At 67.3% G+C, this 20953-nt stretch carries 18 protein-coding genes and 1 riboswitch; of the genes, 9 read left to right on the top strand and 9 right to left on the bottom strand.

Features of this window, described 5'->3' with window-relative positions:
* Positions 1-108: 108 nt before the first annotated feature.
* Positions 109-1212, bottom strand: a complete 1104-nt coding sequence (locus tag OMP43_RS22410) for an HlyD family secretion protein (protein WP_280281787.1) — start codon at positions 1210-1212, stop codon at positions 109-111.
* The gene (locus tag OMP43_RS22415) at positions 1205-1651 is read right to left on the bottom strand and encodes a MarR family transcriptional regulator (protein WP_086129417.1); all 447 of its coding nucleotides are present in this window, start codon (positions 1649-1651) and stop codon (positions 1205-1207) included. The genes OMP43_RS22410 and OMP43_RS22415 overlap by 8 nt, the downstream gene beginning before the upstream one ends.
* A 97-nt stretch (positions 1652-1748) precedes the next feature.
* Here OMP43_RS22415 and OMP43_RS22420 point away from each other — a divergent pair, with 97 nt between their 5' ends.
* From OMP43_RS22420 to OMP43_RS22440, 5 genes are all read left to right on the top strand, one after another.
* Positions 1749-2192 (top strand): GFA family protein, encoded by a 444-nt coding sequence (locus OMP43_RS22420; RefSeq protein ID WP_280281789.1) that lies wholly within the window; start codon positions 1749-1751, stop codon positions 2190-2192.
* On the top strand, positions 2173-2937 hold the full coding sequence (locus OMP43_RS22425) for an alpha/beta fold hydrolase (protein WP_280281790.1): 765 nt from the start codon (positions 2173-2175) through the stop codon (positions 2935-2937). The genes OMP43_RS22420 and OMP43_RS22425 overlap by 20 nt, the downstream gene beginning before the upstream one ends.
* A gap of 61 nt (positions 2938-2998) precedes the next feature.
* Positions 2999-4834 (top strand): M2 family metallopeptidase, encoded by a 1836-nt coding sequence (locus OMP43_RS22430; protein ID WP_280281791.1) that lies wholly within the window; start codon positions 2999-3001, stop codon positions 4832-4834.
* A complete protein-coding gene (locus OMP43_RS22435; protein ID WP_280281793.1) occupies positions 4828-5400 on the top strand; it encodes a hypothetical protein in 573 nt (190 codons plus the stop codon). The genes OMP43_RS22430 and OMP43_RS22435 overlap by 7 nt, the downstream gene beginning before the upstream one ends.
* 22 nt (positions 5401-5422) lie before the next feature.
* A complete protein-coding gene (locus OMP43_RS22440; RefSeq protein WP_280281794.1) occupies positions 5423-6160 on the top strand; it encodes an SIMPL domain-containing protein in 738 nt (245 codons plus the stop codon).
* 154 nt (positions 6161-6314) lie between these two features.
* Here OMP43_RS22440 and OMP43_RS22445 read toward each other — a convergent pair whose 3' ends face one another.
* From OMP43_RS22445 to OMP43_RS22460, 4 genes are all read right to left on the bottom strand, one after another.
* The gene (locus OMP43_RS22445) at positions 6315-6446 is read right to left on the bottom strand and encodes a hypothetical protein (RefSeq protein ID WP_280281795.1); all 132 of its coding nucleotides are present in this window, start codon (positions 6444-6446) and stop codon (positions 6315-6317) included.
* Between the two features lie 93 nt (positions 6447-6539).
* Complete coding sequence (locus OMP43_RS22450; RefSeq protein ID WP_280281796.1) at positions 6540-7985, bottom strand: AMP nucleosidase; 1446 nt, start codon at positions 7983-7985, stop codon at positions 6540-6542.
* Positions 7986-8099: 114 nt separating this feature from the next.
* Positions 8100-8354, bottom strand: coding sequence for a hypothetical protein (locus OMP43_RS22455; protein ID WP_280281797.1), 255 nt, complete (start codon positions 8352-8354; stop codon positions 8100-8102).
* 77 nt (positions 8355-8431) lie between these two features.
* On the bottom strand, positions 8432-8914 hold the full coding sequence (locus tag OMP43_RS22460; RefSeq protein WP_280281798.1) for a peroxiredoxin: 483 nt from the start codon (positions 8912-8914) through the stop codon (positions 8432-8434).
* A 103-nt stretch (positions 8915-9017) separates the two neighbouring features.
* Here OMP43_RS22460 and OMP43_RS22465 point away from each other — a divergent pair, with 103 nt between their 5' ends.
* Positions 9018-9578, top strand: a complete 561-nt coding sequence (locus OMP43_RS22465; RefSeq protein WP_280281799.1) for a YqgE/AlgH family protein — start codon at positions 9018-9020, stop codon at positions 9576-9578.
* 57 nt (positions 9579-9635) lie between these two features.
* Here OMP43_RS22465 and OMP43_RS22470 read toward each other — a convergent pair whose 3' ends face one another.
* From OMP43_RS22470 to metE, 3 genes are all read right to left on the bottom strand, one after another.
* On the bottom strand, positions 9636-10094 hold the full coding sequence (locus OMP43_RS22470) for a hypothetical protein (RefSeq protein ID WP_280281800.1): 459 nt from the start codon (positions 10092-10094) through the stop codon (positions 9636-9638).
* Between the two features lie 147 nt (positions 10095-10241).
* Positions 10242-10985, bottom strand: coding sequence for a hotdog domain-containing protein (locus tag OMP43_RS22475; protein WP_280281801.1), 744 nt, complete (start codon positions 10983-10985; stop codon positions 10242-10244).
* Complete coding sequence (metE, locus tag OMP43_RS22480; protein WP_280281802.1) at positions 10985-13291, bottom strand: 5-methyltetrahydropteroyltriglutamate--homocysteine S-methyltransferase; 2307 nt, start codon at positions 13289-13291, stop codon at positions 10985-10987. Before metE ends, OMP43_RS22475 begins: the two co-directional genes overlap by 1 nt.
* A 108-nt stretch (positions 13292-13399) precedes the next feature.
* Positions 13400-13597, bottom strand: a riboswitch (cobalamin riboswitch).
* 140 nt (positions 13598-13737) lie between these two features.
* On the opposite strand from metE, the gene ahcY reads away from it, so the two are divergent.
* From ahcY to OMP43_RS22495, 3 genes are all read left to right on the top strand, one after another.
* Complete coding sequence (gene ahcY, locus OMP43_RS22485) at positions 13738-15138, top strand: adenosylhomocysteinase (protein WP_280281803.1); 1401 nt, start codon at positions 13738-13740, stop codon at positions 15136-15138.
* Between the two features lie 309 nt (positions 15139-15447).
* Positions 15448-18417 carry a TonB-dependent receptor plug domain-containing protein gene (locus tag OMP43_RS22490; RefSeq protein ID WP_280281804.1) on the top strand — a complete coding sequence of 990 codons (2970 nt, stop codon included), beginning with the start codon at positions 15448-15450 and terminating at the stop codon, positions 18415-18417.
* 149 nt (positions 18418-18566) lie between these two features.
* A complete protein-coding gene (locus OMP43_RS22495) occupies positions 18567-20906 on the top strand; it encodes a HAMP domain-containing sensor histidine kinase (RefSeq protein WP_280281805.1) in 2340 nt (779 codons plus the stop codon).
* The last annotated feature ends 47 nt before the right edge of the window (positions 20907-20953 follow it).

Consider the following 20953-nt stretch of genomic DNA (forward strand, 5'->3'; position numbering starts at 1 on the left):
GGGAGGGCGGCCCCGCCGCCGCCCGGAGGGGCGGCTTGCGGGCGGGGAGGCGTGGGGGGAGACGCCTCACCCGCCCTGGTGGCGCGGCCGGGGGCTGCCGTCGCCATTTCAGTTGCACGCGCCCTTGAACACCACCTTCACATCGGCGGAGAGGCCGGCGATCAGCGCGCGCGGGCTCTTGTCGTCGATCGCGATGCGCACCGGCACGCGCTGGGTGACCTTCACCCAATTGCCATTGGCGTTCTGGGCCGGGAGCACCGAGAATTCCGAACCGGTGCCGGCGCCGAGCGATTCCACATGGCCCTTCAGCTTCAGGCCCGGATAGGCATCCAGGCTGACGACCGCGCACTGGCCGACCCGCATCTTGTTGAGATCGGTCTCCTTGAAGTTCGCGGCGACCCAGGCGGGCCGGTCCGAGACGATCGTCACGGCGGCGAGGCCGGTGATCATCTGCTGGCCTACCTGCAGGCTCTGCGTCTGGCTGACGATGCCGCTCACCGGCGCGCGCACCTCGGTCCGCTGCAGGTCGAGCAGCGCCTTGGCGAGCTGGACGCGGGCGGCGGCGATCGCCGGGTTCTCGCCGGGCACCGCCGCACCGGTGGCGATCTTGGCGCGCGCCTCGGCGGCGCTCGCCTGGGCATTTTGCAGCTGGGCGCGAGCCTGCTCCAGCGCATGCTGGGCTGCCTGGAAATTGGCGCGGGTGGTGAAGCCCTGCTTCATCAGCGCGTTCTGGCGGTCGTAATTCTCCTGGGCGTTCTGGATCGCGTCGTGCGCGGCCTGGATGTCGGCGCCCTTGCCCTGGTAGCTCACCTGGTCGGTGTTGAGCTGCACCTGTGCCGCGGCGATCGCGGCCTGGGCCTGCGACACGGCGATCCGATAGGGCGCGGGATCGATGCGGAAGAGCAGGTCGCCGGCCTTGACCGTCTGGTTCTCCTTCACGCCCACTTCGACGATGCGGCCGCCGACATCGGTCGAGACCGAGCTCTTGTCCTGCTGGACATAGGCATTGTCGGTGGAGACGCTGTTGCCGCCGGTGAAATAGAAATAGCCCATGACCGCGAGCAGGATCGCCGGCACGCCGAACATCAGCAGCGGACGCAGCAGGCTGCGCCTGGGCTTGGCCACGGGCGCCTCGGGCACGGTCGTGCCTTCGGTCGGAATGGTGATCTTGGTCTCTTCGGACTTTTCGATCTTCGGATCTGCGTCAGCCATGTGCGGCCTCGTTGCCCTCTTGAACGGTGGTAAGGTTGGCGCGGAGCCCTTCGAGCGCCGCGATCAATTCCTCGCGCTGCCGGGTGCTGAACCCCTGAAGCGTCTCTTCGATCAGATCGGCCGCGAGCACATGGAGCTCGTCGAGCACCGGCGCGGCCTTGTCGGTCAGGTGGATGCGCCAGGCGCGGCGATCGGCGGGATCGCGGCGGCGCTCGACAAAGCCGGCTTCCTCCAGCCGGTCGATCATCCGGCACGCGGTGATCGGCTCCACCTCGAGCGCCTCGGCCAGCTGGCCCTGGTTGAGGCCGGGGCTGCGCGCCAGGATCTTGAGCACCCGCCACTGCGCCACGCTCGCGCCGCTGGTGCGCGCCCGCTCGTCGAAACGGCGGCGCAGCAGGCGCGAGACATCGCTAAGAAGGAAGCCCAGACTCTCGGTCATACGCGGCACATAATAAGCATACTTATAGATTTCAATCGGCAACTTGATTGCATTGTGCGACGCACCAATTGCAACGCGCGAAACAGGAGGGCGAACCATGGCGGAGGAAATGACCGGCGGATGCCAGTGCGGACGGGTGCGCTATGTGGCGCGGGTGGCGGGCGACGATGCCTATCTCTGCCATTGCCGCATGTGCCAGCGGGCCACGGGCGGCGTCTCGATCGCGTTCAAGAACCTGAAAAAGGCCGATGTGCGCTGGGAAGGCGAGCCCGATCGCTACGCCTCGTCCCCGATCGCCGTCCGCGGCTTTTGCGGCGCGTGCGGCACGCCGCTCAGCTTCGAGTTCCCGGACAGCGCGAACATGGACCTGACGGTGGGCAGCTTCGACGAACCGCACCGTTTCCGCCCGGTCCATCATTTCGGCGTGGAGAGCATGCACGAACAGTGGCTCGACACGACCGGCCTCACTCGATACCGGACCGACGACAATCCCCAACTCGTCAAGCGCTGGATGGACTCCGTTGGCAAACTTCCCGACTGAAACGCATCGCTTCCGCAGCTTCGACGGCGTCGAGCTCGCCTGGACCGAGATGGGGCAGGGCCGGGATGCGATGCTGATCCACGGCTATGCCTCCACGGCGGAAGTCAACTGGATCAAGTACGGCCATGCCGCGAAGCTGGCGGAGAAGGGCTTCCGGGTGATCATGCCGGATCTGCGCGGCCATGGTCAGAGCGCGGCGCCGCACGACGCGGCCAGCTATCCGCCCGATGTGACGATGCGCGACGCGCTGGCGCTGGTCGCGCATCTCGGCCTCGCCGATTACGACCTGGGCGGCTATTCGCTCGGTGCGCGCACCACGGTGCGGATGATCGTGGATGGCGGCGCCACGCCGCGCAAGGTGATGCTGGCCGGCATGGGGCTGGCGGGCATCGTCGCCGCCGCGCGCACCGGCACCTATTTCCGCCGTGTGCTCACCCATCTCGGCAGCTTCGAGCGCGGCTCGAGCGAGTGGCTGACCGAAGCCTTTCTCAAGACCACCAAGGCCGATCCCGCCGCGCTGCTGCCGATCCTCGACACCTTTGTCGACACGCAGGAGGAGCATCTGGCGCGGCTCACCGAAGAGACGCTGGTCGTCGCCGGGGCCGAGGATGATCACAACGGCTCGGCGCACGAACTGGCGGACATGCTGCCGCACGCCACCTTCGTGGAGATTCCCGGCAACCATATGAGCGCCGTCACCCGGCCCGAGCTGGGGCGCGCGATCGCCGACTTCTTCGCGGCTTGACCGGCTGGCGGGGCGCGCGCATCGTCCCCGCCATCCAGAAAATCCGAGGGGAATTCCGTACATGATCCGCACCGGCATCTCGATGCTCGCGCTCGCCTCGCTGCTCGCCGCCGCGCCGCTCGGCGCCCGCGACCGTGACGGCGAAACCGCCCAGGCCGCGCCCACCGCCGCCGACGCCAAGGCCTTCGTCGCCGATGCCGAGGCCAAGCTCTTCGCCCAGGGTGTCGTCGCCTCGCGCGCCGAATGGGTCTATGAGACCTATATCACGCCCGATACCGAGACGCTGACCGCCCGCGAAGGCGCGGCGCTCACCAAGCTCCAGGTCGATCTGGCGCTGGGCGCGGCGAAGTTCGCCAATGTCGCCGGGCTCGACTATGACACCAGCCGCAAGCTCGGCATGCTCCGCAACAAGATCGTGCTGCCCGCCCCGGTGCGCGCCGGCGCGGCGGACGAGCTGGCGGCGCTCTCGGCCAAGATCACCGGTATGTATGGTGCCGGCAAGGGCATGCTGAACGGCAAGCCGATCAACGGCTCCGACATCGAAGCCGCGATGGGCGAGGAGCGCGATCCCGCCAGGCTGAAGGAGATGTGGGTCAGCTGGAACGACAATGTCGGCGCGCCGATGCGGCCCGACTATGCCAAGCTGGTCGGCATCGCCAACGAAGGCGCCAAGGGCCTGGGCTATGCCGATGTCGGCGCGATGTGGCGCTCGGGCTATGACATGGATCCGGACGCCTTCGCGGCGATGACCGACAAGATCTGGAACGATCTCAAGCCGCTCTACGTCGCGCTGCACACTTATGTGCGCCACAAGCTCAATCAGAAGTACGGCGACGCGGTCCAGGCCGGCAAGGGCCCGATCCGCGCCGATCTGCTCGGCAACATGTGGGCGCAGGAATGGGGCAATATCTACGACATCGTCGCGCCGCCGGGATCGGGCAGCGTCGGCTATGACGTGGGCGAGCTGCTCAAGGCCAAGGGCTATGACTCGCACAAGATGGTGAAGGCGGGCGAGGGCTTCTACTCTTCGCTCGGCTTCAAGGAATTGCCCGCAAGCTTCTGGGAACGCTCGCAGTTCGTGAAGCCGGCGGATCGCGAAGTAGTGTGCCACGCTTCGGCCTGGGACATCGACAATGTCGATGATCTGCGCATCAAGATGTGCATCAAGGTCAATGCCGACGACTTCGTGACCATCCATCACGAGCTCGGCCACAATTATTATCAGCGCGCCTACAACAAGCAGTCGGCGCTGTATCTGGACGGCGCGAACGACGGCTTCCACGAGGCGATCGGCGACTTCATCGCGCTGTCGATCACCCCCGATTACCTCGTCCAGATCGGCTTGCTCGACAAGAGCCAGGTGCCGAGCGCCGACAAGGATATCGGCCTGCTGCTCCGCCAGGCGATGGACAAGGTGGCGTTCCTGCCCTTCGGCCTGCTCGTCGACAAATGGCGCTGGGGCGTGTTCTCCGGCCAGATCCCGACGAACGGCTATCAGGCCGGCTGGGACAAGCTGCGCCTGCAATATCAGGGCATCGTCCCGCCGGTGGCGCGCGACGAGACCAGGTTCGATCCGGGCGCCAAGTTCCATATCCCGGCGACCACGCCCTATACCCGCTATTTCCTGGCGCGGGTGCTCCAGTTCCAGTTCTACAAGGCGGCATGCGACCAGGCCGGCTGGAAGGGGCCGCTGCATCGCTGTTCCTTCTACGGCAACAAGGAAGTGGGCGCGAAGCTCGACCGGATGCTCCAGATGGGCGCCTCCAAGCCCTGGCCCGACGCGTTGCAGGAATTCACCGGCACGCGCGAGATCTCGGGCAAGGCGATGGCGGAATATTTCGCGCCGCTGAAGAAGTGGCTCGACCAGCAGAACAAGGGCCAGCCCCAGGGATGGTGAAGGTCGGCCTGGTCGCGGCGCTGGTCCTGGCCGGTGCCGCGCCGGCCGGGCCGGGCATTGACGGCTTCCAGGGCGGGCGCGTGCGCTCGCCCGATGGCCGCTGGGCGATATCGGCCAGGGCGGCGGACCCGGATGGCGAGGGGATGCAGACCACTGCCTGGCTGCGGGGCCCGGGCATCCGGCGCCGCCCGCTGATGCGTTTCGAGCGCTATCTCGACATTCGGTGGCGGCCCGATATCGGCAAGGTGGTGCTGGTCGAGCGCACCATCCATTTCGCGCGCGTTGCCGTTCGCACGCTCGGCCCCCGCGAGGTTGGGCCGCGCGACCGGATTCAGGCGGATATCGAGCATGGGCTGGCTGGGCTCGGCCGGATCGGCACGATCGAGAATCGGCTGATCCAGTTCGGCAAGCTCGGGGCCGCCACCTGTGTGCTTGCCGAGGAAAGCGGCTTGCCGCCGGGCCGGAAGGAAGGCAGCTTTCTCTCGCGGCGCGCGGCTTTCCGCCTGGATTTCGCAACCGGCCGGGCAGTTCGCGTCGATGCCTGCCCGGGCGCCCGGATCGAGTGACGAAGAGGAGGGAAGCGCGATGATGAAATATGGCTTTGCACTGGCTCTGATGCTCGCGCCCGGCATGGCAATGGCGCAGGCGGCCCAGGTCGACGGCCCGGTGACGGTGGAGATCGTCGCGACGGGCCAGGTCAAGGTGCCCGCCAATCGCTTTCGTTTCTCGGTGAAGCTCACGGGCAAGGGGGCGGACGAAAAGGCTGCGGAAGCGGCGCTTGCCGCCCACCGTGCCAGGCTGGTCCAGGCGCTCGCCGCGAAGGGCATTCGCGAGGGCCAGCCGCTCGAAGGCGCCAGCACCAATCCGCTCGCCAGCCTTTTCGGCGCCTTTACCGGGCACAGCAAGCCCAGCTTCACGCTCGACACGGGCGATGGGAATGAAAAGCCGCAATCGACGGCGAGCGAGACGATCTTCTTCGATGCGCCCACCCGCGCGGCGGCCACCGCCGCCGGGCCTGTCGCCGAGGCCAATGAAGGAAAGATGGACGATGACGTGATCGCGCTGCTCGACGACTATGTCGGGCCGACGCGCCAGGCCAAGGCCGATGCGCTGGCCAAGGCCCGGGCCGAAGCGGCCGCCTATGCCGCCACGCTGGGCCTGCGCCGCGCCACGCTCGCACGGATCAGCGAGAAGCAGGACATCGTCGCCGGCTCGATGAGCTTCTTCTTCCAGCTCATCGGCATGTTCGCCGGCAAGCAGGGCGCCGCATCCGACACCGTGACCGTGAATGCCAATCTGTCGGTGGAGTTCCAGCTCGGCCGCTGACTATCGACCTGGCGCTTCCGCTGCGGAGGCCGCGGAAAGGCGGGCGAGACTTGGTTCAGGCGCGGCCATGTGGCGCCCGCTGATGTTTCACGGTCGCGCCCCGGAGCGGAATCGGGGTTTCCGTAGCGGTATGTTTCGTAGACTTCCGATTGCCTCAGGGCGGCGGATCGCTGTCCGGGATCATGCTCTCGTCAGCGATCTGCGCGTCCCATTCGGCCGAGCTGTCGGTGCCGTCGGGCTGGTGCGCGCGGGGCGGTTCTTCCTGTGTTTCCTCGGGATCGATCATGGTTCGTCTCCGCAAAGGGCTCAACGCACACAGCCTGGCACGGGTTGCTCCCCATCCGTCGTCCCCGCCGGCGCGGGGGCGACGCGGGGACGCTCAACGGAACGGCGGCTCGTTGAACGCGCGCAGCTTGCGCGAATGGAGGCGCGGGCCCTCGCGGCGCAGCTCCTCGCAGGTCTCGATGCCGATCTTCAGATGCTCGGCGATGGCGCGCTCATAGAAGCGGTTGGCCTGGCCGGGCAGCTTGAGCTCGCCGTGGAGCGGCTTGTCCGAGACGCAGAGGAGCGTGCCATAGGGCACGCGAAACCGGTACCCCTGCGCGGCCAGCGTTGCCGATTCCATGTCGATGCCCACCGCGCGGCTCAGCGAGAAGCGTAGCGCCGACTTGGAATAGCGCAGCTCCCAGTTGCGGTCGTCGGTGGTGACGATGGTGCCGGTACGCAGCCGCTGCTTCAGCTCTTCGCCCGACTGGCCCGAGACCGTCTCGGCGGCGCGGGCAAGGGCGAGCTGCACTTCGGCGATCGCCGGGATCGGGATTTCCGGCGGCAGCACGTCGTCCATGATATGGTCGTCGCGCAGATAGGCATGGGCGAGGACATAGTCGCCGATCCGCTGGCTGGGGCGCAGGCCGCCGCAATGGCCGATCATCAGCCATGCCTCGGGACGCAGCACGGCCAGGTGATCGGTGATCGTCTTGGCGTTGGACGGGCCGACGCCGATATTGACCAGGGTGATGCCCGATCCGTCGGCCGCCATCAGGTGATAGGCGGGCATCTGGTGCCGGCGCCAGGCCGAGGTGTCGTTGAGCAGCCGGTCGGTATCGTCCCCGGCCTCGACCAGGATGCCGCCCGCGCCGGAGACGCCGGTGAAGCGGCTCCCCTCGCCGAGCTGGTCGACCGCCCAGCGGACGAACTCGTCGACATAGCGATGATAGTTGGTGAACAGGATATATTGCTGGAAATGCTCGACCGGGGTGCCGGTATAGTGGCGCAGCCGGGCCAGCGAGAAATCGGTGCGCAGCGCATCGAACAGCGCGAGCGGGCGGGTGTCGTCGGTCGACATCCACAGCCCGTCGGCGATCTCGTCGCCGATATGCGCCAGCTCGGTCGCCGGGAAATGGCGGCCCAGCTCGGTGACGGAAATCTGGTCCATGTTGGCGATGTGGCCGGGATCGAGGACATAGGGGAAGGGGATCTCCTGCCGCCCGGTGACGGCATGGACCTCGACGTCATAATCCTCGATCAGGAAGGTCAGCTGCTCGGTGAGATAGCGGCTGAACATCGCCGGACGGGTGACCGAGATGCGATATTCGCCTTCCTCGACCAGCCGGCCGAAGGAGCGGCGCGGGGTGGGGCGGCCGCGTTCCTCGCCGCCGCGATAGGTGAGGCGCAGCTCGGGATAGGCGAAGCTGCCATCGGCCCGATCCTCCGGGCTCGGCGGCGTGCCGTCGTTGATATAGCGATTGAGGGCGGCCTTGAGACGCTCGACCGAGGCGTTGTAGAGGCGCTCGAGATCGGCGACGATATCGGAAGCTTGAGTCATCTTGCAGGGCTAGAGCGCAAAGATGACGCTGGCAAGACCATGGGAGCAAGACCATGGGCCGGGGCAAGGCCCGGCCCAGGTCCGACCCTCCCCCGCAGGGGAGGGGGCTTTTCCCTATTTCTTCGCCTTGGCGGCCGCCGGCTCCTTGTCGCCGCCCAGCTGGGTGGCGGCATAGGCGGCACCGCCCACCGCGGCGGCAACCCCGGCGGCGATGCCGGCCGCGGCGATCGGGTGTTCCTTCACGGCCGCGACGGTGGCGTCCACCGCGTCGCCGATCGCTTCCTGCGCCTGGGCGAGGAAGCTCTTCGCTTCTTCCTTGGCTTCCTCGATCGTCTCGGGAATTGCGTTGGCAGTTTCGATGTCGGCCATGTCGGTCCCTTTCTGAAAAGCTCGCCGGATCAACTCCGGCGAGCCCCCGGCGGTTCCGTTACGCCGCCATGTTCAGATCACAGCTTGCCGAGCAGATATTCGGCCGAGCTGACTTCGAACTGGCCCGGCGCCTCGACGTGCAGCTGCTCGACCACGCCGTCGTTCACCAGCATCGAGAAGCGCTGGCCGCGCGTGCCCATGCCGAACTTCGAGCCGTCCATGGTCAGGTCCAGCGCCTTGGGGAAGTCGCCATTGCCGTCGGCGAGCATCGTCACCTTGCCGGCCACGCCGCTCGCCTGGCCCCAGGCGCCCATCACGAACGCGTCGTTGACGGCGGTGCAGGCGATCTCGTCCACGCCCTTCGCCTTGATCTCCTCGGCCTTCTCCACGAAGCCCGGCAGGTGCTTGGCCGAGCAGGTGGGGGTGAAGGCGCCCGGCACCGAGAAGAGCGCGACCTTGCGGCCGGCGAAGAAATCGTCCGAGCCGATCTGCTCGGGGCCGCCCTCGGTCACCTTGACGAAATTGACGCTGGGGATGCGGTCGCCAACCTGGATGGTCATTCTACTCTCCTCGGGAATGATTGAGTCGCCTGCCCCAATCGGCTCCCCGGCCATGATTTTCAAGCGTGGCGGAGCCGAAACGGTGCGGCTACGTTGATCGGCCATGGACTCGACGCGCTTCCTCACCGGCCAGTTTCTTCTCGCGATGCCCGGCATCGGCGATCCCCGCTTCGAGCGCGCGGTGATCGCAGTGTGCGCGCACGATGTGGAGGGAGCGCTGGGCATCGGCATCGGCGACACGATCGAGGGGCTGACGCTGCACGACCTGCTCGAGCAGTTCGAGATCGCGCCCGGCGTCGCGCCCGACACGCCGGTGCATTTCGGCGGACCGGTGGAGCCGCGCCGCGGCTTCGTGCTCCACTCGCCCGACTGGGGCGGGCAGGACACGATCGACGTGGGCGGCCGCTGGGCGCTATCGGGCACGATCGACGTGCTGCGCGCGATCGCGGAAGGGACGGGGCCGTCCCGATGGCTGGTCGCGCTGGGCTATGCCGGCTGGGGCGAGGGGCAGCTCGACAGCGAGATGGCGCGCCATGGCTGGTTCAACACCGCCGGCACGCCCGACCTGATCTACGATATCGATGCCGAGGATCGCTGGACGGTGGCCTTTGCCGGGGCGGGCATCGATCCGCGGCTGCTGGCGAACAGCGCGGGCACCGCCTGAGGCACTGTATCCAGGCGGCCTGCGCGCGGTCCGAGCCGCCGCCGCCATGTGTCGCGCTCAGTGCTTCGCGTCGGGTTCCGGCTCGTCGTCGCCGCGGACATAGACCTTGCCTTCCAGCATCTTGACGCGGATCAGCGTGTCCTGGTGCGGCGTGGTGCAGAAGCTGGAGGTGCCGCTGATCTCGGTCTTCTCGCGAGTCTCGCGATGCCGGAGCACGAAGCGGACGGGCATGCTGCAGGTGTCGGCATTGCCCGTCTTGAAGCGCAGCGTCGCCTTGCTCGGCCAGAGCGGTTCGGCGAGCTGGTTGTGGCTCCAGCGCGGGTTCTGCCCGGGCTTGGCGGCGTCGAGGTAGAAGCCGACCACGTCATAGCCGCTGGTATCGTTGACGATCAGCACGCAGCCGAGGCTCCAGCAATTGTCCCGGACCTGTTTGCTGGCGCCCCGCATGATCATCATCATCGCCTGGGCATTCTCGAACGACATGCCGCGCGGCGGCACGATGCCGGCGCTGTTCACGTCCTGAGAGGCTCCTCCTTCCTGGGCGGACGCCGGGCGAGCAAGGGCAATCGCAAGCAACGACGCGGACGCGATGAGGCGGAACATGGGATGGCTCGCACTACGGTTTGGACGCGGGGCGCGCTATGCCTTGTCGCGGGAGATTCGTCACTCGCCAAATTGCGCCGAAGCGGTGGCGACCATCACGAATTCGGCCGAGGCCGCGCGCCGCCGCCGGGCGCTGAGCAGATCCTCGGCCCACAGCTCCACCCGCACGCGCCGCGACCGGTTGCCGCGCATGATGATGCGGGCGGCCAGCTCCACCATTTCGCCCTCGTGGATCGGCGTCGTGAAGTCGATGCGGTCCGAGGCGGCCATCACCATCACTTTCCGCGTGTCGCGCGTGGAGGCGATGAAGGCGGCCTTGCCGAGCATGCGCAGCGCGTCGCCGCCGAACAGCGTGCCGTAATGGTTGGTCTGGGGCGGGAACACCATGTCGGCCATCACCAGCACGCCCTCCGGTTCGGTTTCGGAGCCTGTCGGGGATGGGGCGAGGGGCGGCAGCGGGACTGCCGCTCCCTCGCGCGCCACCAGCGTGAAGCGGCCGCGCGTGCACAGCCGCCGCTCCCCGCTGAGCAGCTCTTCGGCGATGAGCGCGACTTCGATATCGAGCGAGCGGTTGCCGGTGCGGACCACCCGGCCGGTCGCTTCGATCAGCTCGCCCTTCAGCGCGGGGGCGGCGAAGTCGATCCGTTCCGAGGCGGCGGTGACGAAGGGCGCCCGGCCATGGCGCGAGGCGGCGAGGAACGCCACCTTGTCCATGTGCGCGAGCGCGACTCCGCCGAACAGCGTGCCATGGTGGTTGGTGTCGCCCGGGAACACCATGTCGATGAGGCGGACGACACCCGCCATCAGGCCGGCTCCGCCACGCGGGCGCGCAAGGTCCGCGCCGCCGCGACCATCGCGTCGATCGCCGGCCTCACTTCCTCCCATTTGCGGGTCTTCAGTCCGCAATCGGGATTCACCCAGAGCTGCTCGGGCGCGAGGTGGGCCTGGGCAAGCTGCATGAGCTGGACGATCTCGTCGACCGAGGGCACGCGCGGCGCATGAATGTCATAGACGCCCGGCCCGATCGCGCTCGGATAGCGATAGGCGGCGAAGCCCTCGAGCAGCTCCATCTGCGAGCGGGCCGTCTCGATGGAGATCACGTCGGTATCCATCGCGCCGATTGCGGGCAGAATGTCGTTGAACTCCGAATAGCACATGTGGGTGTGGATCTGCGTCGCATCGCCCACGCCCGCGGCCGAGAGCCGGAAACAATCCACCGCCCAGTCGAGATAGGCCTGCCAGTCGCGCTTGCGCAGCGGCAGGCCCTCGCGCAGCGCCGCCTCGTCGATCTGGATCGCCTTGCAGCCGGCCTTTTCGAGATCCACCACCTCGTCGCGGATCGCCAGCGCGATCTGGGCGCAGGAGGCCGAGCGCGGCTGATCGTCGCGCACGAAACTCCAGTTGAGGATCGTGACGGGGCCGGTGAGCATGCCCTTCATCGGCCTGTCCGTGAGCGACTGGGCGTAGCGCCACCATTCCACCGTCATCGGCCTGGGGCGCGAGACATCGCCATGGAGGATCGGCGGGCGCACGCAGCGCGAGCCATAGGACTGGACCCAGCCGTTCACCGTGAAGGCGAAGCCGGTGAGTTGCTCGCCGAAATACTGGACCATGTCGTTGCGCTCGAACTCGCCGTGCACGAGCATGTCGAGCCCCGCCTCTTCCTGCCAGCGGACGGTGCGCTCGGTCTCTTCGCGCAGAAACTGCTCGTACGCGGCATCGTCCAGATTGCCGCGATTGTGCTCGGCGCGGGCATGGCGGACCTCGGCGGTCTGCGGGAAGGAGCCGATCGTGGTCGTGGGGAAGGGCGGCAGCGCCAGCACCGCCGCCTGCGCCGCGGCGCGGGCCGCATAGGGCGACTGGCGGCTGCGCATCGCTTCGCTGACCGATGCGGCGCGGGCCGCGACCAGCGGATCGTGGATGCGCGGCGAGACCTTGCGCGCCGCCGCGGCCCGGCCGGAAGCGGCCAGCTTCTCCGCCACCCAGTCGCGGCCGCCGTTCAGCGCGTCCTTCAGCGTCACCAGCTCGTCGATCTTCTGCACCGCGAAGGCGAGCCATTGCTTGATCTCGTCGTCGAGCTTCGGCTCGAGCGCGAGATCGACGGGCACATGGAGCAGCGAGCAGGACGGGGCGAGAACGACGTCGCGCATGGCGGCGATCGGCTCGATCCGGTCGAGCAGCGCCTCCAGGTCGGCGCGCCAGATGTTGCGGCCGTCGATCACGCCGAGCGAGAGCAGCAGGCCCCTGGGCGCGGCGACAAGGATCCGATCGAGCTGGTCCGGCGCCCGCACCAGATCCAGGTGCAGGCCGGCGACGGGCAGGTTCACCGCGAGGGTGAGATTGTCCTCCAGCCCGCCGAAATAGGTGGCGAGCATGATCTTCAGGCCCAGGCGGGGCAGCTTGGCATAGGCGCGGGTTACCGCCGCGCGCTGGCGCTCATCCAGGTCGAGCGCCAGGATCGGTTCGTCGATCTGCACCCATTCGGCGCCGGCATGGGCGAGCTGGGTGAGCACCGCCGAATAGAGGCCGAGCACATCGTCCAGGAAGTCGAAGGGATCCACGTCGCGCCCCTTGGCGAGGCTGAGCCAGGTGACGGGGCCGAGCAGCACCGGCCGCGTCTCGTAGCCGAGCGCCTTGGCCTCGCGATATTCGTCGACGATCTTGGAGGAGGAGAGGGCGAGCTTCTGTCCCGCGGCCAGCTCGGGGACCATATAGTGGTAGTTGGTGTCGAACCACTTGGTCATTTCCTGGGCGGTATGGCCATGGCCATGGCCGTGCGCGCAGCCCGCATCCTCACCCGTGGTGCCGCGCGCCATCGCGAAATAGGTGCCCAGATCGGCGGTGCCGGCAGCAACGCCGTAGCGCTCGGGAACGGCGCCCAGCATCAGGCTGGTGTCGAGCACGTGATCGTAGAAGGAGAAGTCGTTGCTCGGCAGCCAGTCGGCGCCGAGTGCAGCCTGGCGGGCCCAGGCTGCGGCGCGCAGGCCGGCGGCGGCTTCCAGGAGCTCCGCCTCGGTGGATTTGCCGCTCCAGAATTTCTCGAGCGCGAATTTGAGCTCGCGCCGCGGGCCGATCCGCGGAAAGCCGAGCGTGGCAACAGTGACGGTCATGGTCTTCATACCCCGATGAAGGACGGGGGAGACCGGCTTGGACACAGGCAGGCGCGGACGGTCGCCCGGCCGCGGCATGCAAGCGGCCAGACCGGGCACCCCGCCGGTGGACGTTATCGCGTCAAAGGCAGGTCTCCTGGCTTGCGGGTCAGCGCGGACGATCCGTCTTCCCAGGGCGGTAAGGCCCCAGTGACTTGGGTGGATCGCCGCTCGCCGCTTACAGTTGCGGGGGCAGCGCCGGATTTGCACCGGCTTCCCGTCTTAGCTTCCGGGCAGGCCGGAAGAACCTCGACACCCCAAGCATCCGCTTGTCCGCGGCCGGCGTCAAGGGTCATATAAAGATATCTTTATATTTGGAATTGCACCTGCCCGGCGAAGCGGCTAGGGCGCCCGCATCGCGGCCGGCGATTCCCGGCGCGCAATCGATTCACATCTGGAGACAGCTCGTGGCTACCGTGCTCGACAAGGATTACGTCGTTAAGGACATCGCTCTGGCGGATTTCGGCCGCGCCGAGATCAACATCGCCGAGACCGAGATGCCCGGCCTGATGGCGCTGCGTTCGGAGTTCGGCGCGTCGCAGCCGCTCAAGGGCGCGCGCATCACCGGCTCGCTCCACATGACGATCCAGACCGCCGTGCTGATCGAGACGCTGACCGCGCTCGGCGCGCAGGTCCGCTGGGCGACCTGCAACATCTTCTCGACGCAGGACCATGCCGCCGCCGCCATCGCCGCGTCGGGCGTGCCGGTGTTCGCGGTGAAGGGCGAGAGCCTGGCCGAATATTGGGATTATGTCGGCTCGATCTTCGACTGGGGCGACGAGACCTGCAACATGATCCTCGACGATGGCGGCGACGCGACGATGTTCGCGCTGTGGGGCGCCAAGCTCGAGGCCGGCCAGTCGTTCGGCGAGCCGGAGAATGACGAGGAAGTCGAGATGCAGCGCGCGGTGAAGGAATTCATCAAGCGCAAGCCGGGCTACCTCACCGAGACGGTGAAGAACATCAAGGGCGTCTCGGAAGAGACCACCACCGGCGTGCACCGCCTCTATCACATCGCCAAGAAGGGCGAGCTGCCCTTCCCGGCGATCAACGTGAACGACAGCGTCACCAAGTCGAAGTTCGACAACCTCTATGGCTGCAAGGAATCGCTGGTCGACGCGATCCGCCGCGGCACCGACGTGATGCTGGCCGGCAAGGTCGCGACCGTCGCGGGCTTCGGCGACGTCGGCAAGGGCTCGGCCGCGTCGCTGCGCAACGGCGGCGCGCGCGTGCTCGTCACCGAGATCGATCCGATCTGCGCGCTGCAGGCGGCGATGGAGGGCTATGAGGTCGTCACCATGGAAGAGGCGGTCACCCGCTCGGACATCTTCGTGACCGCGACCGGCAATGCCGATGTGATCACCGCCGAGCACATGGCCGGCATGAAGAACATGGCGATCGTCTGCAACATCGGCCATTTCGACAGCGAGATCCAGATCTCGGGCCTGTCGAACTACAAGTGGACCGAAGTGAAGCCGCAGGTCGACCTGGTCGAGTTCCCGGACGGCAAGCAGATCATCATCCTGTCGAAGGGCCGCCTGGTGAACCTGGGCAACGCGACCGGCCACCCGTCGTTCGTGATGTCGTCGTCGTTCACGAACCAGACGCTGGCGCAGATCGAGCTGTGGACCAAGTCGGACACGTACAAGAACGACGTGTACGTCCTGCCGAAGCAGCTCGACGAGAAGGTCGCCGAGCTGCACCTCGAGAAGCTGGGCGTGAAGCTCACCAAGCTCTCGAAGAAGCAGGCCGATTACATCGGCGTGCCGGTGGAAGGGCCGTTCAAGCCGGATCACTATCGCTACTGATCCTATCGCGGGATCGTGCGAGAACGAGAATGGGCCGCGCTCCCTGGGGGAGCGCGGCCCTTTTCGTTAATGTCTTCGTTACTGTAACATTGTTGTAATTATGCAACGCACTGAGAGAAAGCGTTGTCAACCCGCAACTAACCCACCGTTTCCTACGTCCTGGTCCCGCTTCGGACAAAAGCTAGCAACAATCGATTCCGAGGACGGGACAGTCTTTTTCTAAAGGGATGTAGCATGCGTCGTTTTCTCTCCCCCCAGCACGACCGCTTGTCATTGACCGCGTCTGCCGCGGTTCTTGCTCTTGCTCTGATGGCCACCCCGGCGGCCGCGCAGACTTCCGACCAGACCCAGGCGCAGGACGCCCCGGCCGCCCAGGACGATCAGCCCGCCGCTGCCGAGGGCACGATCGTCGTGACCGGCTCGCGCATCGCGCGCCCCGAGTTCGACACCGTGCAGCCGACCCAGGTGGTCGGCGCCGCCCAGATCGAGTCGCGCGGCTACACCAATGTCGGCCAGGCGCTGCGTGAAATCCCGTCCTTTGGCCCTCCGGGCAACAGCGCGGTCGGCGCGCAGTCGTCGTTCGGCCCGGCGCAGACCTTTGTCGACTTCTTCGGCCTCGGCACGCAGCGCACGCTCGTGCTGGTCAACGGCCGCCGCTTCGTCTCGTCGAACACGGCGAGCATCTTCGGCCCGGTCTCGCCGGGCAGCCAGGTCGACCTCAACAACATCCCGACCACGCTGGTCCAGCGCATCGAGACCGTCGCCATCGGCGGCGCGCCGATCTATGGCTCGGACGCGATCGCGGGCACGGTGAACGTCATCCTCAAGAAGGATTATGAGGGCCTGGAGATCGGCGGCCAGTACGGCATCTCGCAGGAAGGCGATGCCCCCGAGGCGCGCATCAACATCCTGGCCGGCAAGAACTTCGCCGGCGGCCGCGGCAACATCGTGATCGCGGGTGAGTACAACAAGACCACCGGCTTCACCTCGGCCGACCGGGCGATCACCGCGGCGGGCAACTTCTTCGGCACGCCGCCGGCCTCGCTGGGTTCGCCCTTCCAGCGCGTGCTCTATCCGTCGCAGCGCTACACCGCCTTCACTGCGGGCGGCGTGCCGTTCAGCGACGATGATTTCCTCGCCTCGCGCTCGGGCATCCGCGATGCCAGCGGCCAGCTGCTCCAGTTCGGCCCCAATGGCCGTCTCGTCCCGCTCAATCTGGGCACGGTGATGCGCCAGGGCTTCATCAGCAGCGGCGGCAACGGCTTCGACCTGCCGGCGCAGAGCAATCTGCTCACGAGCTCGGAGCGCTACCTGGTCAACGCGCAGCTCAACTATGAGCTGACCGACCATATCCGCTTCTTCGGCGAGGCCTGGTATTCGCACAACAAGGGCGTCAACCTGATCGACCAGCCCAACTACAACACCGCGCTGTTCGATGCCGCCGGCACGCCCGACGGCAACCTGTTGCTGTCGATCAACAATCCGTTCCTGAACCCGGCCGACCGCGCGACGATCGCGGCCAACCTGCCGGCGGGTGCGACCCAGTTCTATGTCGGGCGCGCGCTTTCCGATCTGACCACCGGCCGCGCCGAGGCGAATGTCGAGACCTATCGCTTCGTCGGTGGCTTCGCGGGCGACTTCTCGCTCGGCAGCCGCCAGTTCCAGTGGGAAGTGTCGGCGAACTACGGTCGTTCGCAGACGGTCGGCAAGAACTACGAGCTGGTCAACGACAACTTCTTCAACGCGCTCGACGCGGTGCAGGACGTCAACGGCAACATCGTGTGCCGTCCGGGCTACACCAACTCGCCCGCCCAGACGATCAGCAGCACCTGCGCGCCGCTGAACATCTTCGGCGTCGGCCAGGCGAGCCAGGCCGCGAAGGACTATATCTTCGCGATTGCCCGTCCGGTCTCGACCAACGATCAGCTGGTGTTCAACGCGAACGTCACCGGCCCGGTGTTCTCGCTGTTCGGCAACGACGTCAGCGTTTCGCTCGGCTATGAGCATCGCCGTGAATCGACCAAGTTCGATCCGGGCTCCTACTATTACGGCCACGACAATGGTGACGGCACGCGCACGCAATATGGCCGCATCATCCCGATCGATCCGATCAAGGGCTCGTTCAACACCAACGAAGTGTTCGGCGAACTTCGCGTGCCGTTCGTCACGCCGGAAAACGGCCTGAGCTGGCTGAAGACGGCCGAGTTCGACGGCGCGGCGCGCTGGGTGCACAACTCGCTGTCGGGCGGTGACCTCACCTGGACCGCGGGCGGCCGCATCGGCTTCATCCGCGACATCACGTTCCGCGGCAACTTCACCCGGTCGATCCGCTCGCCGGCCATCACCGAGGCGTTCAACCCGACCTCGCGGGCCTTCGACGTGGGCAGCGATCCGTGTGACACGCGCTATGTCGGCAGCGGCCCGAACCCGGCCGTCCGCAAGGCGAACTGCACCGCGGCTGGCATCGACACCACCAACTTCACGTCGAACTACAGCGACTTCACCGTGCCGGTGACGGTCTCGGGCAATCCGGGGCTGAGCAACGAGAAGGCGAATAGCTGGACGGTGGGCGCGGTGATCCAGCCGAGCTTCGCGCGCAGCTTCACGCTGGCGGTGGACTGGGTGGACATCAAGCTGACCGATGCGATCACCTCGCTCGGCGGCGATGACATCCTCAATGCCTGCTATGACTCGCCCAGCTATCCGAACAGCTTCTGCGGCCTTGTCGATCGTGATGCCAACGGTCAGATCACGATGATCCGCGAGGGCTATTACAACGCGGCGTCGTACAAGACCTCGGGCCTGACGGTCACCGGCGCCTATCGCCTGCCGCTGGAGCGCGTCGGGCTCAACAATGCGGGCGTGATCGGTCTCTCGGTGAACTATTTCTACCGCGACAAGCTGGAGCAGCGCGTCGGCACCGGCGACGTCAACCACCTTGCGGGCGAGATCGGCTATCCGCACCATTCGGGCACGGCCAATTTCACCTATGAGAGCAAGGGCTTCAACGCGCTCGTCCAGGCTCAGTACTTCGGCAAGAGCCGGTATGACGTCGACGAGGCGCCCAATGCCCGCAACATCATGGGCGTGGGCGACTGGTGGCTGTTCAACGCCACGATCGGCACGCGCGTGAACGATCAGTTCAGCCTGAAGCTGATCGTCGACAACGTGTTCAACGTGAAGCCGCCCTATCCGGCGCCGGCCGGCGGCGGCACCGTCACCTATTATTCGGGAATTCTCGGCCGCTATGCGCGCATCGCGGCGAGCGTGAAGTTCTGATCGTCAACTCCGGTTGATGGGAGAACGAAGGGGTCCGGCTCGCCGGGCCCCTTTTCGTTTGCGCACGGGCCGGATGCAGCCTTTCCGACCGGCGATGCATTGCCTAAAGGTTGCGCCATGACAGTGCGCAAAGGCTGCGGGGACGCGGCTTGATCCACATTTCCCAGGCATCCGCGGTCGTCGCGGGAGCGGTCCTCGCGCTGCTGCTGATCGGTGCCGTCTGGGCCTTGTATCTGGGCCTGCGTGCCCGTGCCGAGGCCGCCGCGATCGCCGATGCCAATGCCCGTCTTTCCGCGCTGGTGAGCGGATCGCCGGCCCAGGCGATGCTGGTCCGCGCCGATGGCCGTATCGAGCTGCCGCGTCGGCTGGGCGATTGGCTCGGCTTCCAGGAATTGCCGCGCGAACTGGCCGAGTTGAGCGGGGACAGGGCGGGGCTGCTGCCCGAGGATGCCGATGCGCTCGGCGTGCGCGTCGCCGCCGCGCAGAAGGCGGGCAAGCCGTTCAGCCTTTCCGTGCGGGCATGCGGCTCGGAGCGCGCCCTGCTGGTGATCGGCGAGCGCGCGCCCCAGGCCGTCAACGCGCCGGGCGGCGTCGTGCTGTGGTTCCTCGATGCGACCGAGAGCCAGGCCGAGATCAATCGCCTCCAGCGCGAGGCCGCGCGCCTGCGCGCCGCCTTCGATGCACTCACCGCCCTGATCGAGGCCGCGCCGATGCCGATGTGGTATCGCGGCGGCGACCTGCGCCTGCTCATGGTCAATTCGGCCTATGTCGAGGCGGTCGAGGGCAAGGATGCCGAGGATGTGGTGGCGCGCGGGCTCGAGCTGGTCGAGGGCGTCGGGCTGGGCGGCCCGCTCGCCAATGCCGCGATCGCGCGCGATACCGGCGAGCCGCAGACCGCGGCGATGCCGGCGACGATCGGCGGCAAGCGCCGGATGCTGCGCCTGCACGACGTGCCGCTGCCCACCGGCGGCGTCGCCGGCTTCGCGGTCGACATCGAGGAGCTGGAGCAGGCGCGGGGCGGCCTGAAGCGCTTCGCCGCGGCCCAGCGCGCGATGCTCGACCGGATCTCGGCCGGCGTGGCCCAGTTCGGGGCGGATCGCAGCCTCATCTTCTCGAACCAGCCCTTCCGCCGCATGTTCGCGGTGAAGAACGAATGGCTGGCCGACCGGCCTGAATTCGATCGCGTGCTCGATCGGATGCGTGAGGCCAATCGCCTGCCCGAGGTCCGCGACTATCCGGCCTGGAAGGCGGAGCGGCGCGAATGGTTCGTCTCGCCCGATGCCGTGGAGGAGACGTGGAGCCTGGGGGCCACGCATCTGCGCGTTGTCGCCCAGCCATTGCCCGAGGGCGGGCTGCTGCTGCTGTTCGAGGACCAGACCCAGCAGTTCGAGCTGCAGCGCGAGCATGGCGAGATGCAGCAGGTGCGCACCGCCACGCTGGAGAGCCTGGCCGAGGCGGTCGCGGTGTTCGGCAAGGGGCGGCTTCAGCTGTGGAACCGCAAGTTCCGCCAGGTCTGGGATTTCGAGGACGCTTTCCTCGACGGCCATCCGCAAGTGCAGCAGTTGGTCCGCGCCGCCGGGCCGCGGCTCGCCAAGTCGGCGCGCGCCGAGGTGATCGGCGATCTGATCCGCATCGCCGCGCAGGATCGCCAGTCGCGCGGCTCCAGCATCGCCTTTGCCGATGGCAGGCATTTCGACATCACGGCGGTGCCGTTGCCCGATGGCAACGCCCTGGTGACGATGCTCGACACCACCGATCACCACCGCGCCGAGCGGGCGCTGCGCGACCGCAACGAGGCGCTGGAAGCGGCCGATCGGGTGAAGACCGCCTTCGTGGCGAACATGAGCTACGAGCTGCGCACGCCGCTCACCTCGATCAAGGGTTTTGCCGAGATGCTGCATGGCGGCTTTGCCGGCCCGCTGAGCGCGAGCGGCGGGGAATATGCCGAGGCTATCCTGGTCTCGGTCGAGCGGCTGGGCCTGCTGATCGACGATGTGCTCGACCTGACCCAGAGCGAGGGAGCGCCGCTGGAAAAGGCTCCCGTCGACATCGAGATCGCCGCGCAGAATGCCGCCGAGGCGGTGGCGCCGCTCGCCAAGGCCAAGGGGATCGAGCTGGTGGTCGAGGACGCCGGCAGTGCGGGCAGCATCACCGGCGATGCCCGGCGCATCCGGCAGGTGATCGAGCACCTCCTGCGCCATGCCGTGGCGGCGACGCCGGAGCAGGGGCGCGTCCTGCTGCATCTCGACGGCAACAAGCGGGTCGCGCGGGTGATCGTCTCGGACAATGGCCCGGGCATGAGCCGCGAGGCGGCGGCGAGCGCGTTCGATCGCTTCGCCCAGTTCGGCAACGCCCGTGGTGGCGAGCGGACCACCGGGCTCGGCCTGCCGCTCGCCCGGCAGTTCGTCGAGGCGCATCGCGGCCGGATCGAACTGATCTCAGAGCCGGGCGAGGGGACGCTGGTGACGGTGGAGCTGCCGCGGAAATAATCAATTCCCCTCCCTGGAAGGGAGGGGTCAGGGGTGGGTGGAGGCTT

The sequence above is a fragment of the Sphingomonas sp. CBMAI 2297 genome (assembly GCF_029870595.1).
GTDB lineage: Bacteria > Pseudomonadota > Alphaproteobacteria > Sphingomonadales > Sphingomonadaceae > Sphingomonas.

Bases quoted from the DNA above. Each gene is read 5' to 3' on its own strand.
- OMP43_RS22410 (WP_280281787.1), bottom strand. From the start codon at position 1,212: ATGGCTGACGCAGATCCGAAGATCGAAAAGTCCGAAGAGACCAAGATC.
- OMP43_RS22415 (WP_086129417.1), bottom strand. From the start codon at position 1,651: ATGACCGAGAGTCTGGGCTTCCTTCTTAGCGATGTCTCGCGCCTGCTG.
- OMP43_RS22420 (WP_280281789.1), top strand. From the start codon at position 1,749: ATGGCGGAGGAAATGACCGGCGGATGCCAGTGCGGACGGGTGCGCTAT.
- OMP43_RS22430 (WP_280281791.1), top strand. From the start codon at position 2,999: ATGATCCGCACCGGCATCTCGATGCTCGCGCTCGCCTCGCTGCTCGCC.
- OMP43_RS22435 (WP_280281793.1), top strand. From the start codon at position 4,828: ATGGTGAAGGTCGGCCTGGTCGCGGCGCTGGTCCTGGCCGGTGCCGCG.
- OMP43_RS22440 (WP_280281794.1), top strand. From the start codon at position 5,423: ATGAAATATGGCTTTGCACTGGCTCTGATGCTCGCGCCCGGCATGGCA.
- OMP43_RS22445 (WP_280281795.1), bottom strand. From the start codon at position 6,446: ATGATCGATCCCGAGGAAACACAGGAAGAACCGCCCCGCGCGCACCAG.
- OMP43_RS22450 (WP_280281796.1), bottom strand. From the start codon at position 7,985: ATGACTCAAGCTTCCGATATCGTCGCCGATCTCGAGCGCCTCTACAAC.
- OMP43_RS22455 (WP_280281797.1), bottom strand. From the start codon at position 8,354: ATGGCCGACATCGAAACTGCCAACGCAATTCCCGAGACGATCGAGGAA.
- OMP43_RS22460 (WP_280281798.1), bottom strand. From the start codon at position 8,914: ATGACCATCCAGGTTGGCGACCGCATCCCCAGCGTCAATTTCGTCAAG.
- OMP43_RS22465 (WP_280281799.1), top strand. From the start codon at position 9,018: ATGGACTCGACGCGCTTCCTCACCGGCCAGTTTCTTCTCGCGATGCCC.
- OMP43_RS22475 (WP_280281801.1), bottom strand. From the start codon at position 10,985: ATGGCGGGTGTCGTCCGCCTCATCGACATGGTGTTCCCGGGCGACACC.
- metE (WP_280281802.1), bottom strand. From the start codon at position 13,291: ATGACCGTCACTGTTGCCACGCTCGGCTTTCCGCGGATCGGCCCGCGG.
- OMP43_RS22490 (WP_280281804.1), top strand. From the start codon at position 15,448: ATGGCCACCCCGGCGGCCGCGCAGACTTCCGACCAGACCCAGGCGCAG.